The 19,000-nt window shown below is 61.1% G+C and carries 20 protein-coding genes, 1 tRNA gene and 1 pseudogene; 9 read left to right on the forward strand and 13 right to left on the reverse strand.

Going from position 1 to position 19,000, the window contains the following annotated elements:
- The first annotated feature begins 55 nt into the window (after positions 1 to 55).
- The 7 genes from ACHMW7_RS20150 to ACHMW7_RS20180 all read left to right on the forward strand — a co-directional run bounded on the left by ACHMW7_RS20150 (position 56) and on the right by ACHMW7_RS20180 (position 6,327).
- The gene (locus ACHMW7_RS20150; protein WP_395451379.1) at positions 56 to 1,132 is read left to right on the forward strand and encodes a glycosyltransferase; all 1,077 of its coding nucleotides are present in this window, start codon (positions 56 to 58) and stop codon (positions 1,130 to 1,132) included.
- 97 nt (positions 1,133 to 1,229) lie between these two features.
- Positions 1,230 to 2,765, forward strand: a complete 1,536-nt coding sequence (locus tag ACHMW7_RS20155) for an undecaprenyl-phosphate glucose phosphotransferase (protein WP_395447282.1) — start codon at positions 1,230 to 1,232, stop codon at positions 2,763 to 2,765.
- Positions 2,762 to 4,000 carry an O-antigen ligase family protein gene (locus tag ACHMW7_RS20160; protein ID WP_395447283.1) on the forward strand — a complete coding sequence of 413 codons (1,239 nt, stop codon included), beginning with the start codon at positions 2,762 to 2,764 and terminating at the stop codon, positions 3,998 to 4,000. The genes ACHMW7_RS20155 and ACHMW7_RS20160 overlap by 4 nt, the downstream gene beginning before the upstream one ends.
- Positions 4,001 to 4,214: 214 nt before the next feature.
- Complete coding sequence (locus ACHMW7_RS20165) at positions 4,215 to 4,451, forward strand: DUF1344 domain-containing protein (protein WP_395447284.1); 237 nt, start codon at positions 4,215 to 4,217, stop codon at positions 4,449 to 4,451.
- A gap of 510 nt (positions 4,452 to 4,961) precedes the next feature.
- Positions 4,962 to 5,198 carry a DUF1344 domain-containing protein gene (locus ACHMW7_RS20170; protein ID WP_395447285.1) on the forward strand — a complete coding sequence of 79 codons (237 nt, stop codon included), beginning with the start codon at positions 4,962 to 4,964 and terminating at the stop codon, positions 5,196 to 5,198.
- Positions 5,199 to 5,550: 352 nt separating this feature from the next.
- Positions 5,551 to 5,802 carry a DUF1344 domain-containing protein gene (locus ACHMW7_RS20175; RefSeq protein WP_395447286.1) on the forward strand — a complete coding sequence of 84 codons (252 nt, stop codon included), beginning with the start codon at positions 5,551 to 5,553 and terminating at the stop codon, positions 5,800 to 5,802.
- Between the two features lie 273 nt (positions 5,803 to 6,075).
- A complete protein-coding gene (locus ACHMW7_RS20180) occupies positions 6,076 to 6,327 on the forward strand; it encodes a hypothetical protein (protein ID WP_395447287.1) in 252 nt (83 codons plus the stop codon).
- 178 nt (positions 6,328 to 6,505) lie between these two features.
- Here the strand turns inward: ACHMW7_RS20180 and ACHMW7_RS20185 are convergent.
- The 7 genes from ACHMW7_RS20185 to ACHMW7_RS20215 all read right to left on the reverse strand — a co-directional run bounded on the left by ACHMW7_RS20185 (position 6,506) and on the right by ACHMW7_RS20215 (position 11,069).
- A tRNA-Pro gene (locus tag ACHMW7_RS20185) sits at positions 6,506 to 6,582 on the reverse strand.
- A 110-nt stretch (positions 6,583 to 6,692) separates the two neighbouring features.
- Positions 6,693 to 7,232, reverse strand: coding sequence for a MerR family transcriptional regulator (locus tag ACHMW7_RS20190; RefSeq protein WP_395447288.1), 540 nt, complete (start codon positions 7,230 to 7,232; stop codon positions 6,693 to 6,695).
- A gap of 116 nt (positions 7,233 to 7,348) precedes the next feature.
- Complete coding sequence (locus tag ACHMW7_RS20195; RefSeq protein WP_055971437.1) at positions 7,349 to 7,672, reverse strand: integration host factor subunit alpha; 324 nt, start codon at positions 7,670 to 7,672, stop codon at positions 7,349 to 7,351.
- 131 nt (positions 7,673 to 7,803) lie between these two features.
- Positions 7,804 to 8,775, reverse strand: coding sequence for a beta-ketoacyl-ACP synthase III (locus ACHMW7_RS20200; RefSeq protein ID WP_395447289.1), 972 nt, complete (start codon positions 8,773 to 8,775; stop codon positions 7,804 to 7,806).
- Positions 8,776 to 8,786: 11 nt separating this feature from the next.
- Complete coding sequence (gene plsX / locus ACHMW7_RS20205) at positions 8,787 to 9,854, reverse strand: phosphate acyltransferase PlsX (RefSeq protein WP_395447290.1); 1,068 nt, start codon at positions 9,852 to 9,854, stop codon at positions 8,787 to 8,789.
- 105 nt (positions 9,855 to 9,959) lie between these two features.
- On the reverse strand, positions 9,960 to 10,514 hold the full coding sequence (locus ACHMW7_RS20210) for a YceD family protein (RefSeq protein WP_395447291.1): 555 nt from the start codon (positions 10,512 to 10,514) through the stop codon (positions 9,960 to 9,962).
- A 12-nt stretch (positions 10,515 to 10,526) separates the two neighbouring features.
- Positions 10,527 to 11,069 (reverse strand): ubiquinol-cytochrome C chaperone family protein, encoded by a 543-nt coding sequence (locus ACHMW7_RS20215; protein ID WP_395447292.1) that lies wholly within the window; start codon positions 11,067 to 11,069, stop codon positions 10,527 to 10,529.
- Positions 11,070 to 11,181: 112 nt separating this feature from the next.
- Between ACHMW7_RS20215 and ACHMW7_RS20220 the strand changes: the two genes are divergently transcribed.
- A complete protein-coding gene (locus ACHMW7_RS20220) occupies positions 11,182 to 11,715 on the forward strand; it encodes an outer membrane protein assembly factor BamE (protein ID WP_395447293.1) in 534 nt (177 codons plus the stop codon).
- Positions 11,716 to 11,856: 141 nt separating this feature from the next.
- Here ACHMW7_RS20220 and ACHMW7_RS20225 read toward each other — a convergent pair whose 3' ends face one another.
- Complete coding sequence (locus ACHMW7_RS20225) at positions 11,857 to 14,004, reverse strand: sodium-translocating pyrophosphatase (protein ID WP_395447294.1); 2,148 nt, start codon at positions 14,002 to 14,004, stop codon at positions 11,857 to 11,859.
- Positions 14,005 to 14,189: 185 nt separating this feature from the next.
- On the reverse strand, positions 14,190 to 14,684 hold the full coding sequence (locus ACHMW7_RS20230; protein WP_395447295.1) for a DUF2165 family protein: 495 nt from the start codon (positions 14,682 to 14,684) through the stop codon (positions 14,190 to 14,192).
- Between ACHMW7_RS20230 and ACHMW7_RS20235 the strand changes: the two genes are divergently transcribed.
- Positions 14,683 to 14,994: a hypothetical protein gene (locus ACHMW7_RS20235; RefSeq protein WP_395447296.1), complete on the forward strand. Its 312-nt coding sequence runs from the start codon at positions 14,683 to 14,685 to the stop codon at positions 14,992 to 14,994. The two genes, ACHMW7_RS20230 and ACHMW7_RS20235, sit on opposite strands and share 2 nt — an antisense overlap.
- 69 nt (positions 14,995 to 15,063) lie before the next feature.
- Here the strand turns inward: ACHMW7_RS20235 and ACHMW7_RS20240 are convergent, their stop codons facing one another.
- From ACHMW7_RS20240 to ACHMW7_RS20255, 4 genes and pseudogenes are all read right to left on the reverse strand, one after another.
- Positions 15,064 to 16,062, reverse strand: coding sequence for a hypothetical protein (locus ACHMW7_RS20240; RefSeq protein WP_395447297.1), 999 nt, complete (start codon positions 16,060 to 16,062; stop codon positions 15,064 to 15,066).
- Positions 16,063 to 16,098: 36 nt separating this feature from the next.
- Complete coding sequence (locus ACHMW7_RS20245) at positions 16,099 to 16,848, reverse strand: ABC transporter permease (protein ID WP_395447298.1); 750 nt, start codon at positions 16,846 to 16,848, stop codon at positions 16,099 to 16,101.
- Positions 16,845 to 17,783, reverse strand: a complete 939-nt coding sequence (locus ACHMW7_RS20250) for an ABC transporter ATP-binding protein (RefSeq protein WP_395447299.1) — start codon at positions 17,781 to 17,783, stop codon at positions 16,845 to 16,847. Before ACHMW7_RS20250 ends, ACHMW7_RS20245 begins: the two co-directional genes overlap by 4 nt.
- Positions 17,780 to 18,995: pseudogene (locus tag ACHMW7_RS20255) on the reverse strand (ABC transporter permease). Before ACHMW7_RS20255 ends, ACHMW7_RS20250 begins: the two are co-directional and overlap by 4 nt.
- Positions 18,996 to 19,000: the final 5 nt, after the last annotated feature.

A 19,000-nucleotide genomic window follows, 5' to 3' on the forward strand; every position in this document is an offset into this window, starting at 1 on the left:
CCAACTCAGGATCGTCCACTGCTTCAGGTCGCCGGTCGGCGGCATCTTCAGGCATGTGCGCGACCTGACGGAGGCCCAGGTGGCAGCCGGCCACCAGGTCGGCATCATTTGCGACTCGACCACCGGCGGCGAGCACGAAGAACGCCTGTTCGAGGCGATCCGGCCGATGCTGGCGCTCGGCATCAAGCGCACATCGATGCAGCGTCACATCGGCCCCGGCGATATCGCGGCGGGCTGGCGCACCTACAAGATCATCAAGGAATTGCGGCCGGACGTGCTGCACGGGCACGGCGCCAAAGGTGGCGTCTATGCACGTGCGTTCGGCTCACTGTTGCGGGTTTCAAGGTATTGCGTGGCCCGCCTCTACTCGCCGCATGGCGGCTCCCTGCACTATGACGAAAAGACGGTGACCGGAAAGCTGTTCTTCGGGCTCGAACGCCTGATGGAGCGCTTCACCGACCACCTGCTTTTCGTCTCCGACTACGAACGCCGCACCTTCATCCGCAAGGTCGGCAAACCCCGCGTGCCCAACAGCCTGGTTTATAACGGCCTGCGCGACGCGGAATTCGAGCCAGTTCCCGCGCAACAGGATGCGGCCGACTTTCTCTATATCGGCATGATGCGCGACCTGAAGGGTCCCGACCTGTTCATCGAGGCGTTGGGCCTGGTACGGCAAAGGCTCGATCGAGACGTCACCGCAGTGATGGTCGGCGACGGCGAGGATTTGCCGCGCTACCACGCGCAGGTCGAAAGACTCGAACTCGACGGCAAGATCCGTTTCCTGGCGCCAATGCCGGCGCGCCAGGCATTTGCCCTTGCCCGCTTCGTCGTGGTGCCGTCGCGCGCCGAGGCTATGCCTTACATCGTTCTTGAGACCCTTGCCGCCGGCAAGCCGATCGTGGCCACCGCAGTTGGCGGCATTCCTGAAATTCTCGGACCCCGATCCCCCGCTCTGGTAACTCCGGATTCTGGTGAAATAAGCCTTAAGATGATCGAGGCTTTCCAGTCGCCTGCTGCCTATGCTGCTGCGATGCCTGACATCACTGAATTAAAAGCACGTTTCGGCGTGGAAGTGATGGCCAGCGAAGTTGAGAACGCATACTTCTCCGCCCTGCCAACGAGCCGCATCTGAAGTGCGTTACAAGACAATTTTCTTGTTCAAGGGTTTCTTAGCTCATCTTTGATATGTCAATCTGGCAAACGGGCGACCGGCCAACAGATCGACGACGATGAACAATTTCGACCCAAAGCGCCGCTTCACCCCGGAAGCCATCAAGGCGGCTGGCGGCGACAGCAAAACGTCCGACAAGGCCAAGCTGAGCAGTGTCGCGCAAGAGGTGGCAGCGCAATACCGGCGCGACACCATGTCCCCGGTCATGGTCAGCGGTATCTTGCGCCTTGGCGAATTCGCCCTGCTTTTTGCCTCCGGGCTCGTGCTTTATGCCTACCACATCGGATTTATGGGATATCTTGGCTGGCAATATCCGCTTGTCATCATGGCGGGATCCTTCGCGGCGATCATCTTTTTCGAGATCGTGGACTGCTATCAGCTGCAATCGCTGATGCGGCCGGGCGTTTCGATCGGACGCATGGCCCTGTGCTGGGCGACCACCTTTGCCCTGATGGCGGTGACCGCCTTCTTCATGAAGGTCTCGGCCGATTTTTCCCGCCTGCTGTTCGGCACCTGGTTCATCGCCGGTCTGACGCTGCTGGTCGGCCTGCGCCTGATCATGGCGCGTGTTATCCGGCGTTGGGCGCGTAACGGGCGCATGGAACGGCGCGCCGTCATCGTTGGCGGCGGCAAGGCCGCCGAAGTCCTGATCCGCTCGATCGAGCAGCAGCCCTACAACGACATCCGCATCTGCGGCATCTTCGATGACCGTGACGACAAGCGTTCGCCGCCGATCGTCGCCGGCTATCCCAAGCTCGGCACCGTCTCCGAACTGCTGGAATTCGCGCGCATCGCACGCATCGACATGCTGATCGTGTCGTTGCCGCTGACGGCGGAGACCCGCGTGCTGCAACTGCTCAAGAAGCTGTGGGTGCTGCCCGTCGACATCCGCTTGTCGGCGCATTCCAACCAGCTGCAATTCAGGCCGCGCTCTTATTCCTACATCGGCGCGGTGCCGATGCTCGACATCTTCGACAAGCCGATCAACGATTGGGATTCGGTCGCCAAGCGCGCCTTCGACATCATCTTCAGCCTGTTCGGCATCATCGTCTTTTCGCCTGTCATGCTGGCGACGGCCATCGCCATCAAGCTCGACAGCAAGGGCCCGGTGCTGTTCAAGCAGAAGCGCCATGGCTTCAACAACGAGGTGATCGAGGTCTACAAGTTCCGTTCGATGTTCACGGAGCTGTCTGACCCCTCTGCGCGCAAGACGGTGACCAAGAACGACCCGCGCGTCACCCGTGTCGGCCGCTTCATCCGCAAGACCTCGATCGACGAGCTGCCGCAGTTCTTCAACGCGCTGTTCGGCAGCCTGTCGCTGGTCGGCCCACGCCCGCATGCGATCGCCGCTCAATCGCACAACCTGCTCTACAATGAGGTGGTCGACGGCTATTTCGCCCGCCACAAAGTCAAGCCGGGCGTCACCGGCTGGGCCCAGATCAACGGCTGGCGTGGCGAGATGGACACCGACGAAAAGATCCGCAAGCGCACCGAATTCGACCTCTACTACATCGAAAACTGGTCGCTCTGGTTCGACATCAAGATCCTGTTCCTGACGCCGATACGCCTGCTCGATACGGAAAACGCCTATTGAGCGCGATCATCCATGAGCTGCCGCGAGCTGCGATCAACGCCAAGCTGATCGGGCTCATTTCCACCGGCGCCATCGCGCTGGGTGTTCTGCTTTCGGGTTTCGTCATCCGCGAGCCGGCGCCTTACGAACTCTACATGGCCGGGCTGATCGCGGTGTGGTCGCTCTTTGGCCTGCGCATCTCGCGCACGATCACCCCGCTGGTCGTGCTGATCGTGACGTTCAACATCGGCGGCATGATCGCGATGACGCAAATGGCGAACCTGATGAACACACCGCTCTATCTCGCGGTATCGCTGTTTCTCGGCTTCACCGCGATCTTCTTTGCCGCGGTCACCGAGGCCGACCCCAGATTGTTCAGGATCATTTTCCTGTCCTGGGTGACGTCCGCCGTCGTCACCTCCGTGCTCGGCATCGTGGGCTATTTCGGCGCGGTGCCGGGGGCCGAGATGTTCACCAAATTCGGCCGCGCCGCCGGCGCCTTCCAGGACCCCAACGTGTTCGGGCCATATCTCACCTTGCCCGGCATCTACCTGCTTTACCGCGTGCTGACCGGCAATCCGGCCAGGATGGCGATCTACGCCGTGCCGTTGCTGATCGTCACCGGCGGCATCTTCCTGTCATTCTCACGTGGCGCCTGGGGCCTGTTTGGCGCCTCGGCCATCCTGCTCACCGGGTTCCTGTTCCTGCAAAGCGACAGCGGCAAGTTCCGGCTGCGGATCGTAATGATGAGCATCGCCGCTGTCACGCTGTTGACCGTGGCACTGCTGATCGTCCTGCAAATCCCCAGCATTGCCGAACTGTTCACCACGCGTGCCCAACTCGTCCAGGATTATGACGGAGCACGCCTTGGCCGCTTCGCCCGCTACGCCATCGGCTTCCTTCTGGCGACCGAGAAGCCATTCGGTATCGGACCGCTGGTCTTCGGCCAGATCTATGGCGAGGACACCCACAACATCTGGCTCAAAACCCTGATGGATTATGGCTGGCTCGGCTTCGCCAGCTATCTGACGCTGATCGTATGGACCGTCGCTGCCGGTTTCCGCATCCTGCTGCGCAACCGGCCCTGGCAGCCCTATCTGCTGTCGGCCTATGTCGTCTTCCTCGGCCACATTGCGCTCGGTACGGTCATCGACACCGACCATTGGCGCCACTTCTACCTGCTGCTCGGCCTGATCTGGGGCTCGATAGCCCTGGAAGCCCGCCACCAGCGCGCACTGGCTTTTCATCCGGGCTGACTCGCCGGCGACGGCTGCCGTTGCGCACAACATTCCCGTTTTGTGAACGGTCCGGCACCGATTTGCCGGCTCAACTCGGCGTGACCGCTTTGTGACTCAGAGTGACCGACGCCCCCATGGCAATTGGAAAGGTAGGCACCTATCTCAGGGTGGTCAGCGAGACGACAAAATAAAAACCATCGTATCGCTACCGAAAAATGAAAGGACTACCCCAATGAAGAAGATCATCCTCGCCGCTTCCGCCCTTGCTTTGATGTCTGGTGCGGCACTTGCTTCGTCCGCAGATGGCGTTGTTGCCAAGTTCGATCCGGCCGTTCGCGTCATTACGCTCGAAAGCGGTCAGAGCTACTCGGTCCCGCGTGACGTTGCTATCCCGTCGATCCAGACCGGCGAGAAGGTATCGATCCAGCTCAACGACGAAGGCGACAAGGTGCAGGGCGTTCTCCGCTAAGCGGAACCTGACCTAACCTTTAGACTACCGATATCTCAGAAAAAGCCACGGGCCCTCCCACCCGTGGCTTTTTTCGTTTGCGACGCGGAATGCATGGCCAAGTACGGCCGGCACCCGGGCGCCCAATGCTCCGGCCGTTGCCCCAGGCTGCGAACCACTGCCATCGCCGAACCCGCACACCGGTCGGACAGCTAGCACCTGGATGCATGCTCACCGTCCTGCACGGCTCTCGACGCCATCCCACCATCCGACATTGGATTCCGTCCGCAACGGACGGCCGGCTGACGCGAGCCGACTCGCCAACGCACTTCGGCCGTTGCGCATAGCTGCGCTGATTTGTGAACGGTCCGGCACCCATTTGCCGGCTCAACTCAGCGTGACTGCTTTGTGAATCAGAGTGACCGGCCAGCCTATGGCAATCGGAAAGTTAGGCGCCTATCTGATTGATGTAAGCGAAACGACAAAAACAAAATCGTCGAACCGCTACCGAACAATGAAAGGACTAAAACAATGAAGAAGATCATCCTCACCGCTTCGGCCATCGCCCTGATGTCAGGCGCTGCTTTTGCTTCCTCCGCCAGCGGCGTTGTTGCAAAGTTCAACGAAGAATCGCGCGTCATCACGCTCGAAAGCGGCCAGAGCTACACGGTTCCGCGCGACGTCGCTATCCCGGCGATCCAGGCTGGCGAAAAGGTATCGATCCAGCTCAACGGCGAAGGCGACAAGGTCAATGCCGTTCTGCGCTAATGCGGCCCTGCGTTGACGGCTTGGCCTCCCCCCAAGCCTGCCGCAACCTTAGCAAAAAGCCATGGGTCCTCCCACCCATGGCTTTTTTGCATCTGCGTCCCGTCCGACACCGCATCGGCCCGAAACCGCATGGGGCCCGAACCGCATGAGCAATGACACGCAACATATGTCGCGCGAACGATGGATCGCCATCTGAGTTTCAACACTCCGCGGCAAGATCGCGTGATTGAAATGTGTCTTGAGTTTACCGGTCCTGGCGTAACAAGCGCGTGCCCTCGTCCGTAGTTGATGGTGTCAGCAAGGTGCTCCCAAACAATCAGCACCTCGAACAACCACCATCAGGAGAACGATCATGAATAAGCTCATCTTCGCCGCGGCCGCGTTCGCACTCTTCTCCGGCTCGGCTTTCGCCTCGGACGCCAGCGGCGTCGTCACCCGCTTCAACGCCGAGACCCGCGTCATCACGCTTCAGGGCGGCGACAGCTACACCATCCCGCGCGACGTCGCATTGCCTTCGGTCAAGGTCGGGGAAAAGATCTCGATCCTGTTCAACGACGAAGGCGACCAGATCCGCAACGTGCTCGCCGGCGCGCAGCTGATGTAGTTGCGCCTCGGGCGACTGGAACGACCTGAAAAGCCATGGGCTCGCCATAGCCCATGGCTTTTTCGTATCCGGCTCGACAAGGCCGGTCCAAGGATGGGCCTGAGCGGCGCACTGGATTTCCAGACAGTGCGACACCATGACAACCACAAAAACACGTGAGCAACTTGTGTTTGTTGTTTACCGAACCAACCCGATGGCCGGGCGTTTCTTCATCGCTCAAGCAATGGATGTCTTCATCTGGAACCCATGCTTTAGAGCAATAGGAGAAGTACAATGAGAAAGCTCATCCTCGCCTCAGCCGCCCTTGCCCTCATGTCGGGCGCAGCCCTTGCCACCGAAGTCGATGGCGTCGTCGCAAAATTCAACCCCGCAGTCCGCGTCATCACGCTCACCAACGGTGAAAACTATACGATCCCGCGCGACGTCGCGATCCCGCCGCAACTCGCCCCCGGCAAGCGGGTAGCAATCGACCAGCATGACAACGGCGCGAAGATCGACTCGGTGCTTGTCGGCTCAGCCAGCTAGTAGCGGTCGACAACATCACACGCCCTGTCCAAACGCCATGGACGCCACCCAGTGTCCGTGGCGCTTTTCATTTCGACAAGATGGCAGGGAACCGCAGGCCAACGACCGAACGCCGCTGCCTTTGCCGAGGCCGGCAAAGCCGGTCGAACTTCAGGTGAATGTTAGGGGAAGGGAAAATTGGTCGGAGTGGCCGGATTCGAACCGACGACCCCTTGACCCCCAGTCAAGTGCGCTACCGGGCTGCGCTACACTCCGGACCGGTCGCGATGTATCTTGATATTGCCGCTTCGGTCAACCCAATTCGGTGGCTTTCCCGCCAAACTTCTTCATTCCCGGACAGAATATTTTCGCTGATCGAACCGGCCTCAGCGAACCTGGTCGAGCAGGCGCTTGCATTCAAGAAGATCAAACAGCGCCTCCTGGAGCAGTGCCCGGTTGTCGCGCGAAAGCTTGCTCGCGTCGGCGGCCACCGGCCCCTCGTCGTCGCCCTTGCCAAGCCCGAAGAAGCGCCGGCTCGGCTTGGCGCGGGCCTCGCCCACCAGCATCTCTTCATCAGCGCCACGTGGCTGCGCAGCCGGCGTCAAAGGCGCCTCGGCCTGCTTGCGCTGGGCAATCGCTTCGACGGCCTTCATGTCGCCGCTGCCGATCGCGACCAGAAACTGATTGCCGTTGTCGCGCAGCAGCTTCTGCACGCCCTTGATGGTGTAGCCCTGCTCGTAGAGCATATGGCGGATGCCCTTGATCAGTTCGACATCCTGCGGCCTGTAATATCGCCGGCCGCCACCACGCTTCATCGGCTTGATCTGGGTGAAGCGGGTTTCCCAGAAGCGCAGCACGTGCTGCGGCAAATCAAGGTCTTCGGCCACTTCGCTTATGGTGCGGAAGGCGTCGGGGCTCTTGTCCATGGTCGCCACTTTCGCAAAAAACGATTCGTGATCTATTTCAGCCCTTTGGGCAACAACATTCAAGCCCGGCGCGAATCACGCACCAGGCTATCAACCGGATAGTGGGAACGAATTGGCTACTTGGCGGCCTTGGACTTGCCGTTCTGATGAGCGCGCAGGATGCGGCTCTTGAGAACGTTGGACGCCTTGAAGGTCATCACCCGACGCGGCAGGATCGGCACTTCTTCACCTGTTTTGGGATTGCGGCCGACACGTTCGTTCTTGTCGCGAACGTGGAACGTCGCGAAAGACGACAATTTGACTGTCTCGCCGCGCACGATTGCTTCGCAGATTTCGTCAAGCACGGTCTCGACCAACTGCGCCGATTCCGTGCGCGACAGGCCGACTTTCCGGTAGACGGATTCAGCGAGGTCGGCACGTGTCAGTGTCTTTCCCCCCATGCGACGGGCCCCATCCTCAAAATCTGAAATCCAGCAACGCGCCGGAGGTTAAGTAATTGATCCGTCAAGGTCAAGGACCGATACCATGACCTTTTTTACGAACGCGTGCGGGCGCCGTTACGACGCCGACATCACCACTTCACAAGCACCGCACCCCAGGTGAAGCCGCCGCCCATGGCCTCAAGCATGACGAGATCGCCCTTCTTGATGCGCCCGTCGGCTACGGCAGCCGACAACGCCAACGGCACCGATGCGGCCGAAGTGTTGCCATGGAGATGAACCGTGACCACGGCCTTTTCCTCGGCGATTCCGAGTTTCTTGGCCGAAGCATCGATGATGCGCTTGTTGGCCTGATGCGGCACGAACCAGTCCAGGCTATCGGCGTTGACGCCGGTCTGGGCAAAAACGTCTTCGATCACGTCGGTGATCATGCCGACCGCGTGCTTGAAGACCTCACGACCTTCCATCCTGAGATGGCCGACGGTGCCTGTCGTCGACGGGCCGCCGTCGACATAAAGCTTGTCCTTGTGGGTTCCGTCGGAGCGCAGGCTGGCCGCCAGCACGCCGCGATCGGCGATAGTGCCCTGCCCCTCCTCGGCCTCGAGCACCAGCGCGCCGGCGCCGTCGCCGAACAGCACGCAGGTCGAGCGGTCGGTCCAGTCGAGAATGCGCGAGAATGTCTCGGATCCGATGACCAGCACGCGCTTGGCGAGACCACCCTTGATGTAGAGGTCGGCTGTGGTGACAGCATAAACGAAGCCGCTGCACACCGCCTGCATGTCGAAGGCAAAGCCGTGGCGCATGCCGAGCCGGTTCTGGATCTCGACGGCGGTTGCCGGAAAGGTGTTGTTCGGCGTCGAGGTCGCCAGCACGATCAGGTCGATGTCGTCGGGCGTCAGGCCGGCATTTTCAAGCGCTGCGCGGGCGGCTGCCTCGCCAAGCGACGCCGTCGTCTCGTCGTCGGCCGCGATATGGCGCTGGCGGATGCCGGTGCGCTGGGCGATCCACTCGTCGGAGGTCTCGACCATGCCTTCGAAATCGGCGTTCTTCATGATGCGACGGGGCAGCGCCGAACCAATGCCGCGCACAACTGATCTGATCACGTTGAAAAATCCTATTCCTGATCTTCGACCGCGGCCGCTGGGCGGCCCATTGCAGCATGCGGGTTGCGTGCGTGAAACAGGTCGAGATCGGCCTCGATGCGGTCGAGCAGCCGGTTCCGGACCATATCATAGGCCATTTCGATGGCAGCAGCGAAGCCGTCCGCGTCAGCTCCGCCATGGCTTTTCACCACGATGCCGTTGAGGCCGAGGAACACGCCGCCATTGGCGCGGCGTACATCCATCTTCTCGCGCAGGCGATCGAATGCGCCCTTGGCAAAGATGTAGCCGATCTTGGCCATCAGCGTCCGGCTCATCGCCTCGCGCAGGTAGCCGGCAATCTGGCGTGCCGTGCCTTCGGCGGTCTTGAGCGCAATATTGCCCGAGAAACCTTCGGTAACGACGACATCCGTCGTGCCCTTGCCGATGTCGTCGCCTTCGACGAAGCCCTGGTAATTCATCGAGGCCATGTTGGCCTCGCGCAGCATGCGCCCGGCTTCCTTGACCTCTTCCTGGCCCTTGATCTCTTCGACGCCGACATTGAGCAAGCCGACAGTCGGACGTTCGATGCCGAACAATGCCCGCGCCATGCCGGTGCCCAGAATGGCGAAATCAGTAAGCTGGTGAGCGTCCGCGCCGATGGTGGCGCCAACGTCAAGCACCACGCTTTCACCGCGCGTCGTCGGCCACAGGGCCGCGATCGCCGGGCGATCGATTGTCGCCATGGTGCGCAGGCAGAACTTCGACATCGCCATCAGCGCGCCGGTGTTGCCGGCCGACACGCAAGCGTCGGATGTGTTGGCCTTGACCGCCTCGATCGCCTTCCACATTGACGACTTCCAGCGGCCGTGGCGCAACGCCTGGCTCGGCTTGTCGTCCATGCGCACCGCGACCTCGCAATGCACGAACTCGCTGACGGCGGCGAGCCGTGGCTGCTTGGCAAGCTCGGGACGGACCACTTCTTCGCGGCCATAGATGATGAAGCGAATATCGGTGCGCCTGATGGCGACCTTGGCCAGGGCAGGAATGATCACGGAAGGACCGTGATCGCCACCCATGGCATCAATGGAAATCTTGATCACGCGTCGGTCATCTCACTGTTGGCGTAGCTGGGCACGCAAAAGTCCGGCGAAAGTAACGGTTTTGGATAACCGCACAACCGGGATTACGCGAAACGGCGGGCGTTTTCAAAGCTTCTTGGATATTAGGCGGAGCTTTTTCTGGAATTCACTCTCGATCGGCTCGATGTCATCGTCATCAGTACTGACGACCGCGACGCCTGTCTTGCGTGGATATGGATCGATGGCAAGGCCAAAGAACTCCTCCGCCAGCGCACCGACATCGATCGTGTCGCCGGTGAAGGTTTCAGGACCATCTGGACCTTCCGCGTCGAGCAAGATCTCTCCGGCGGCATTGAAGCCCTGCCTGGCGAGCTTGGAATCCTCGGGCAAATAGACGCCTTCGACGTCCTCGTCGATTGTCGCTTCGACCGGCTCCAGCGTGACGATGCAAGCCTGGGTGATCTGAGCCTGGACCCGCCCGCTGACCTTGACGCCGTTGCGCTTCCACCGGGTGACCAGAAGATCGGCCTTGTAGTGCTCCACCGATGTCAGCCCATGCGCTTCGGCCAAAGCCTCGCGCTGGGCCGCATTGGCGTTGACGACAACCGGCATGCCCTTTTGCGGCAGCCTGGCGACGTTTACCGGGAAGGAAACCGGGCTTTGGGTTTCGTCAAGCTTCATGGGTGGCCTCCTTCAGGCTGCCAGTGGCGCCGGATAAGTCAGTTTGCCGGCACATATGTCTTCCGAAGGCTGGGCGGCAAGGGCGCGATTCGCCGCAAAGACATAATCGGCAAGGGCGGCGGCTTCCGGCCATTGCTTGTCTTCAGGGCGGACATTGCGCAAAAGTGCCGCTGCAAATGCCGCGCGATCGTCGCCTTCAAGCGCATTCTTGTAGGATTCGGTGCGACCATAAAACATCTTCGCCAGCTTCTTCATGCGCTTCGGCACGCCAACGTCGCTGATACCAAGCTCGCGCAGCGAATGGTCGACATCCAGAAAGAACTCGTCGATCAGCCGCTGGGCAATGTCGGCCGGCGCGCCCGGTTCTCCGCGCAAGCGATGCTGGAACAAGAACATGTGCAGCGACAGCATCTCGAAACGACCAAGCGGCGTGTCAGGCACGTTCCACCAGGAATAAAATGGTTCCTGCCGCGCGGCCGCCACGATTCGTGTATAGAGCGCCTCGGTGATGGCGCGATTGGCTTGGCGTTCACGGCCAAACAGACGCTGGAACATTTGAGGGCGGTCTCCCGGGGACCCGTTTCGCTTAGTGGCCTTGTTGCATCGGCGCGCAAGCTGGTTTACCGGTTTTGCGGCTTCGCGCAAGCAGGGGCCCTGGCACGACAGGATGGAGTTGTTGTTGCACTCGCTGAAATTCAAGATGCCATTTTCGTTGCGTCCGGCTGGCGCTGTGTCGCTGATCGTGGCTGCTGCCGCGCTTTCGGCGTGCAACACCTCGAAGACATTCGGTGACCTGACCCCCAGCGAGACGCTGACCCAGGGCTATGTCATCGACCAGCAGTCGATCGACTCTGTCCCGGTGGGATCGAGCCGCGAGCAGGTGCTGCTTGCACTCGGCACGCCGTCGACGACCGCGACCTTCGACAACGAGGTGTTTTATTACATCTCCCAGACGCGCAAGCGTGCCGTCGCCTTCGCCAAGCCCAAGCTGATCGAGCAGCGCGTGCTCGCCGTCTATTTCGGCGCGGACGGACGCGTCTCGAACATCGCCAACTACGGCATGCAGGAAGGCAAGGTGTTCGACTTCATCTCGCGCACGACGCCGACCGGCGGCAAGGACCAGAACTTCCTTGGCCAGCTGCTTTCCGGCGCGGGCAAGATGGGTTCGAGCGCGGCCAGCAGCATCTTCGGCGGTTCATAGTCCTCCACGCAGTTTCGAGAATCTCAGGCAACAACCCGCGGAAGCAATTCCGCGGGTTTCTTTTTGTGCCTCCGGTCAAAGAAAAGCCCCGCCCGCTGATGCGGACGGGGCATTTATCTCAGCCTCAAAAGGCCGGCAGGATCAGCCCCCGCTATGCGCCAACACGGCAAGCAGCAGAAGTGCCACGATGTTGGTGATCTTGATCGCCGGGTTCACCGCAGGCCCCGCTGTGTCCTTGTAGGGATCGCCGACGGTATCGCCTGTCACCGAAGCCTTGTGGGCCTCGGATCCCTTGAGGTGCTTGACGCCGTCCTTGTCGGTAAAGCCGTCTTCGAACGACTTCTTGGCGTTGTCCCAGGCACCACCACCCGAGGTCATCGAGATCGCAACGAACAGGCCATTGACGATAACGCCGAGCAGCGAAGCGCCGAGCGCGGCGAAAGCCGAGGCCTTGGAGCCGGAGATCAGCAAGACGCCGAAATAGACGACCAGCGGCGCCAGCACCGGCAGCAGCGAGGGGATGATCATCTCCTTGATTGCTGCCTTGGTCAGGATGTCGACGGCGCGGGCATAATTGGGCTTGGACGTGCCCTTCATAATGCCCGGATCCTCGCGGAACTGCCTGCGCACTTCCTCAACGATCGAGCCCGCCGCACGACCGACGGCGGTCATGGCGATGCCGCCGAACAGGTACGGAATGAGGCCACCGAAGATCAGGCCGGCAACGACATAAGGATTGGACAGGTCGAACGACACCGTGCCGATGTCAGCGAAATACGGGAACTGCGTCGGGTTCGCCGCAAAGTACTGCAGGTCGTAGCTGTAGGCGGCAAACAGCACCAGAGCGCCAAGGCCAGCCGAGCCGATGGCGTAGCCCTTGGTGACAGCCTTGGTGGTGTTGCCGACCGCATCGAGCGCGTCGGTCGAATGACGCACTTCCTTGGGCAAGCCGGCCATTTCAGCAATGCCGCCGGCATTGTCGGTGACCGGGCCGAAAGCATCGAGTGCCACGATCATGCCGGCAAGGCCGAGCATGGTGGTGACGGCAATGGCCGTGCCGAACAGGCCGGCAAGCTGGAAGGTGGCGATAATGCCACCGACGATGACGATCGCCGGAAGTGCCGTCGATTCGAGCGACACCGCCAGGCCCTGGATGACATTGGTGCCGTGACCGGTGACCGACGCCTGGGCGATCGAGTTGACCGGGCGCTTGTTGGTACCGGTGTAGTATTCGGTGATGACGACGATGAGCCCGGTCACCACGAGGCCGACGAGGCCGCAGAAAAACAGGTTTTTGCCGGTAATCAGCACACCGCCGCCGGTGCCGATCTCGCCCCAGCCGACGGTCCATGACGTTGCCGCGGCAAGGCCGACGATGGACAACAGGCCGGTAACGATCAGGCCCTTGTAGAGCGCGCCCATGATCGAGCCGTTGGCGCCGAGCTTGACGAAGAACGTGCCGATGATCGAGGTGATGATGCAGGCGCCGCAGATGGCGAGCGGGTAGAGCATCACGTTGGACAGCACCTCGGTGCCGCCAAAGAAGATCGCGCCAAGCACCATGGTGGCAACGACGGTCACCGCATAGGTTTCGAACAGATCGGCGGCCATGCCGGCGCAATCGCCGACATTGTCGCCAACGTTGTCGGCGATGGTGGCAGGGTTGCGCGGATCATCCTCGGGAATGCCGGCTTCGACCTTGCCGACGAGATCGCCGCCGACATCCGCACCCTTGGTGAAGATACCGCCGCCGAGACGGGCGAAAATCGAGATCAGCGAAGCACCGAAGCCGAGTGCCACCAGCGAATCGATGACGATACGATCAGCAGGCGCATGCCCCATCGGGCCGGTCAAAATGAGGTAGTAGACGGAGACACCGAGCAGAGCGAGGCCCGCCACCAGCATGCCGGTGATAGCACCTGACTTGAAGGCAATGTCGAGGCCGGCAGCGAGGCTGTTGGACGCAGCCTGTGCCGTGCGCACATTGGCCCGAACCGAAACATGCATGCCGATGAAGCCTGCGGCGCCCGAAAGCACTGCCCCAATCAAAAAGCCGATCGCCGCGGTCGCGGAAAGCAGCCACCAAGCGAGCAGGAACACAACGACGCCGACGATGGCGATGGTGGTGTATTGGCGGGCCAGATATGCCTGCGCACCTTCTCGGATGGCGGCGGAGATTTCCTGCATGCGCGCATTGCCCTGGTCGGCTGCGAGAACCGACTGAGTCGCCCATATGGCGTAAAGGACAGATAGCAGGCCGCAGGCGATGACGACGTAAAGCATTGTCATTGCCAATTCTCTTCCCTGATTGTGCCCGGATTTCCCCTCCCCGGGCTAGTGAACGAGACCGGCAGCCTCTATGCGGTTTCCGGCCCCTGGCGAACAATCCGAAACAGGGCGGCGAACGTCAAGATATCGCTAAGGTGTTTCTCGGCTTTCACCACCCCGTTCATGAAGACAGTCGAACTTTTGGATCAGGCCAGGTCGTGATCGGGCTGATTGACGAAGATCAAAACCGCCAGCATCGTCAGGTAGAATTTGAAAGCCGCTTCCTGGCCGTTCCAGGTGCTTGACTGCCACATAGCGAACCATTCGCCACCAACAACCATGAAACCGAAGAACCAGACCAGAAAACCCATGGTGGCGCCGATGACGACGAAGCCCTTGGCGTCGTTGAACTGCCGGCCGGAGCCGCTTCTGGCCTGCCAGAGCTTCAGCGCCGCAATCAGGAACAGGATACAGGTCAGCGCCTCACCGCAGATGATCAACCAATAGCCGATGCTCCAGAGCGTCGGATTGGTGATCGAACGATACATCAGGGCATTGCCGGGGAAAGTTGTGTCCATGCTCAAGACATGCTGGACGAAGGCGAAGTTGGAGCCGTAGTCGGTGATATTGCCGAACGCCACAAGAAAGGCGAAAGCTGCGAGACAAAGACACATCACGATCTTAGAGAGACGCCAAACCATGGCAAAAACTCCTTCAAATGACGGACCGGGGCATCAGCCAGATCAATCACCGAGTCTCGGTGGCGGCGCAACAGGCCACAAGGTCGACGTCGCGCTGACGGGTTCAGCCAGGATCCATGCCGGCAAGCATGGGTTGGACGCAGCGCTTGATAGACTGGCGCTTTCGCCGGAATGCCACACGGGCGACGTGGTTACGATATCGGCAGGCGGCAACAGCCATGATTTCGCCGTGCTGCGCCGCCGCTGGATCGTGGGCGGAGCCCAAAACCGGCTCGAGATCACGCTCGATTACCCTGTGCGTGGCCGGTGAGCGTTTACACGTCGACACTACCTAGCCTTGCGCGGGCATAGCGCAGCATTCTGAAATTCGCGCAATGCGCTACTGGCCGTGGCCTTTGTAAAATGGCTGCCCCGTTCCCTGAAAGCGCGCATGCTCTGTCTCCAGCCAATCCGAGACCTGTTGGTCGGTAGGCCACTGCAGGTCTGGCGGATTGCCTTTGAACATCACCGTATTGCCAAGCTTGGATGCCTTGAACTGCCGCGGCGTGAAATGTTCGCCGTGCTCGCCGATGTATCGAGCATGGCAAGCAAAACTTGAAATCCGAACTTCGCCGCGCTCGAGACATGCGATCCAGCGTGCCGCATCCTGGCTGGTTGTGCCTGATGTCCAACCTCTCCTGGCATAAAACTCTTTGATCGCCGCATGATCGCGTTCGGAATAGTCGCAGGATTCCACCAAGGCGAGATACGCTTGGCGGAACTGCCGCTCGGCTAGCCAGGCGCGACGGGTAGTCGCCGCGCCCCAATTCTCGTGCATGGGAATAAGCTCGTGCGAGCGAGCCTGTTGCTCGGACTGGCTCGCCCACAAATTTCCGTATGCAGACACATACCCAATCCTGTGATCGCGCTCGGCGATAGCTAGCAGTTGCTGGATCACGCCGAGATAGTTTGGCGAAAGGACAAGATCGTCTTCAAGAAACAACGCCTTTTCAGCGCTGATATCCTCAAACAGGTGGCGTTCGGCGCGCTCATAGTTCAGCGCAATCCCAAGATTTTCTGGGGCTTGCTGAACCTCACCCCATGGGATGATACGTTGAAAGATCGAAACGCACTGCCCGATGTCACGCGGTTCGCCCTTGTTGCGATGACTCCAGCCGTTCCAGCTCCCATCCTGAAACAGGATCACACGATCCGCCTCGCTGATCTGAGAACGGAGGCTATGGAGCGTTCGGCGCAGGTAATGCGGCCTATCGAAAGACAGGATCGCAATCGGAAAGCCGATTGGTTCTACAAATTGCAGGCGCGGCTTCAGGGCTCCGCTCGGGTGAAAGGCCAGCCGTTGCCAGAGATCAGACCATTTCAAGCCCAGACGTCCCATCCTGTGTTCGCGGCAACAACCCGAATGCGACGGGTTCTAGCCGGCCACCTGCCCCATGCGCCTTGCCGCCATGCGTTCCAATGCGGATAGCGCGTCGTAGATCAAAACGGCAAGGGCCGCGACGATCAGCCCCCCTTGCAGCACAAAGGCCAGGTTGTTGGATTGCAGGCCGGCGATGATGACCTCGCCAAGCGTTTTGGCGGCAACCGTCGAGCCGATAGTGGCCGTGGCAAGACTGATGACAACCGAAAGCCTGATGCCAGCGAGGATCACTGGCACGCTGAGCGGCAGTTCGACCTTGAGCAGGCGCTGCCAGCCGGTCATGCCGGCACCGCGGGCCGCCTCGACAATGTTGGCCGGCGTGGTGGTCAGGCCGGTCAGCGTATTCTCGAAAATCGGCAGGAGACCGTAGAGGAACAGGGCGATCAGCGTCGGCTTCTCGCCAAAGCCGACGGCAGGAACCGCGAGTGCCAGCACCGCGACCGGCGGAAAGGTCTGGCCGATGTTCACGAGGCTGCGCGATAAAGGCAGGAACTCGACGCCGACCGGTCGGGTAACCAGGATGGCAAGCGCAACGGCGACGACGATGGCCGCCGCCGTGGCAATTGCGACCGTCCGCAGATGCAGCAGCGCCAGCGACAGCAGGCTGCCCTGATTATAGATCGCCGGCGCGCCATTCTGGGTCAGCGGCTTGAGCAGCGGCTCGAACCACAGCGGATTGGTCAGGAAAGCCACCAGCAACGCCGCCAGGCAAAGGCGCAGCAGCAGCGGAATCCAAGCCTTCATTGTGGCCTCGCGGCACGCTTGACCAGACCTTCGATCGTCACGCGACCAAGGGCCGTGCCATCGTCCGATGTCACTGGCATCGCCGCTCGTCCCGACCACAACAACTCGGCGAGCGCGTCGCGCTGGGTCGCCTCGGCCCGAATCCCCTCGCCCAAGGCCTGGCCGGGTTCGATGGCATCAGCGACCGTCCCCAGCGACAACAGCTTGAACGGACGGTCGCTTGTACCGATCAATGTTTCGACGAAGTCATTGGCTGGTTTGGCCAGTATTTCGGCGGGCGTCGCATACTGGATCAGGCGCCCGGCATCCATGACGGCGATGCGGTCGCCGAGGTGAACCGCTTCCTCCATGTCATGGGTCACGAGGATGATGGTGGTGCCAAAACGTTTCTGGATTGCCAGCAGGTCTTCCTGCGCCTTGGTTCGGATGATCGGATCGAGCGCACCGAAGGGCTCATCCATCAGGAGCACGTTGGGCTCGGCGGCAAGTGCCCGGGCGACGCCGACACGCTGCTGCTGGCCGCCCGACAGCTCGTGCGGATAGCGCGGGCCAAAGGCGGTGGGATCGAGTTGCAGCAGCGACAGCAACTCGTCGACACGGGTCTTGATGCGCGTCGTATCCCAGCCAAGCAGCAAGGGTACGGTGGCGATGTTCTGCGCCACGGTGCGGTGCGGAAACAAGCCGTTGCCCTGGATGGCATAACCGATGCTGCGGCGGAGTTCGTGGCCAGGCACCGAACGATTGTCCGTGCCGTCGAGCTTGATCGTGCCGGAGGTCGGCTCGACCAGACGGTTGATCATGCGCAACAGCGTCGTCTTGCCCGAGCCGGAGGTGCCGACGATCACTGTCAGCGTGCGCGGCTCGATGACCATCGAGACATCGTCGACCACTGTCGTTTCGTCATAACGCTTGGTGATGTGTTCGATTTCGATCATGCAGCGGCCACTTCAGTGGATTTGCGGGTCGCGATGTATTCGACCACCGCGTCGAGGATGATGGCCGCAGCAAAGGCCAGCGCCACCGTGGGGACCGCGCCGAGCAGGACGAGATCCATCGCGGTCTGGCCGACGCCTTGGAAAACGAAGACGCCGAAACCGCCGCCGCCGATCAGCGCGGCAATTGTCGCAAGGCCGATGTTCTGGACCAGAACGATACGGATGCCGGTGAGGATGACCGGAAAAGCGAGCGGAAACTCGACATTCTTGAGCCGCTGCCACCCGGTCATGCCCATGCCGCGGGCTGCATCGTTGGCCGCGCGCGGCACGCCAGCGAGCCCGACAACGGTGTTGGCGACCACCGGCAGCAGCGAATAGAGAAACAGTGCAACGAAGGCCGGCGCAGCACCAATGCCGCGAATACCGAGCGCCGAGGCACCGGGAACATTGACGGCAACCCAGCCAAGTGGCGCGATCAGGATGCCAAACAAGGCGATGGAGGGGATCGTCTGGATGATGTTGAGCACATTGAGCATGCCATCGCGCAGCGCCACGACACGGTGACAAAGAATGCCGAGTGGCAGGCCGACCAGCACGGCGGCAACCAGCGAGCCGAGCGCCAGTTCGACATGGCGCCTCGCCTCGTTCCAGAAACTGTCGGCGCGGTTGGCATATTCTTTGAGGATCGACAGATTGTCCCATTGGCCCGAAGCGAGCAGCAACCAAATCGCTCCGGCAGACGCGCCGAGTACAACGACACGCCCGACCGGTGACAATTGCAGCCTCGTCAGGACGTCGGCGAGCAGGAGGGTGAAGGCAAAAATCAAAACCCAGAAGCCGGCGGCCGGCGATATCCGGGCGAAGGTGTTGCCCTCAGGCGTCAGATGGCTGCCGGCAACGCCGATCAGCAGCGCGAGCGATGCAAGTGCGACGCCGCTGGCAACGAGGCGGGTTGCCAGCGGCGTCTTCAACAACGCAACAAGCCCCGCCGCAACCAGGATCACCAGAAGTGCGAAACCGAAGGGGCTGTGACAATGCCTCGATGATCGAGCGTGGCTCGCCAGCAACGATACGGTTGGCGCGAAAAGTGGCGAATGGCGCCACGAAGGCGCCATAGGCTGTGATCGCGGCGATCACCACGCCGAGCTTGTCGAACCTGATACCCACGACTGCGATGCATCCCCGATTCCGTCGGCGCGCCCCCTGGTACATGACCC

The organism is Aminobacter sp. UC22_36 (assembly GCF_044056035.1).
Taxonomy (GTDB): domain Bacteria; phylum Pseudomonadota; class Alphaproteobacteria; order Rhizobiales; family Rhizobiaceae; genus Aminobacter.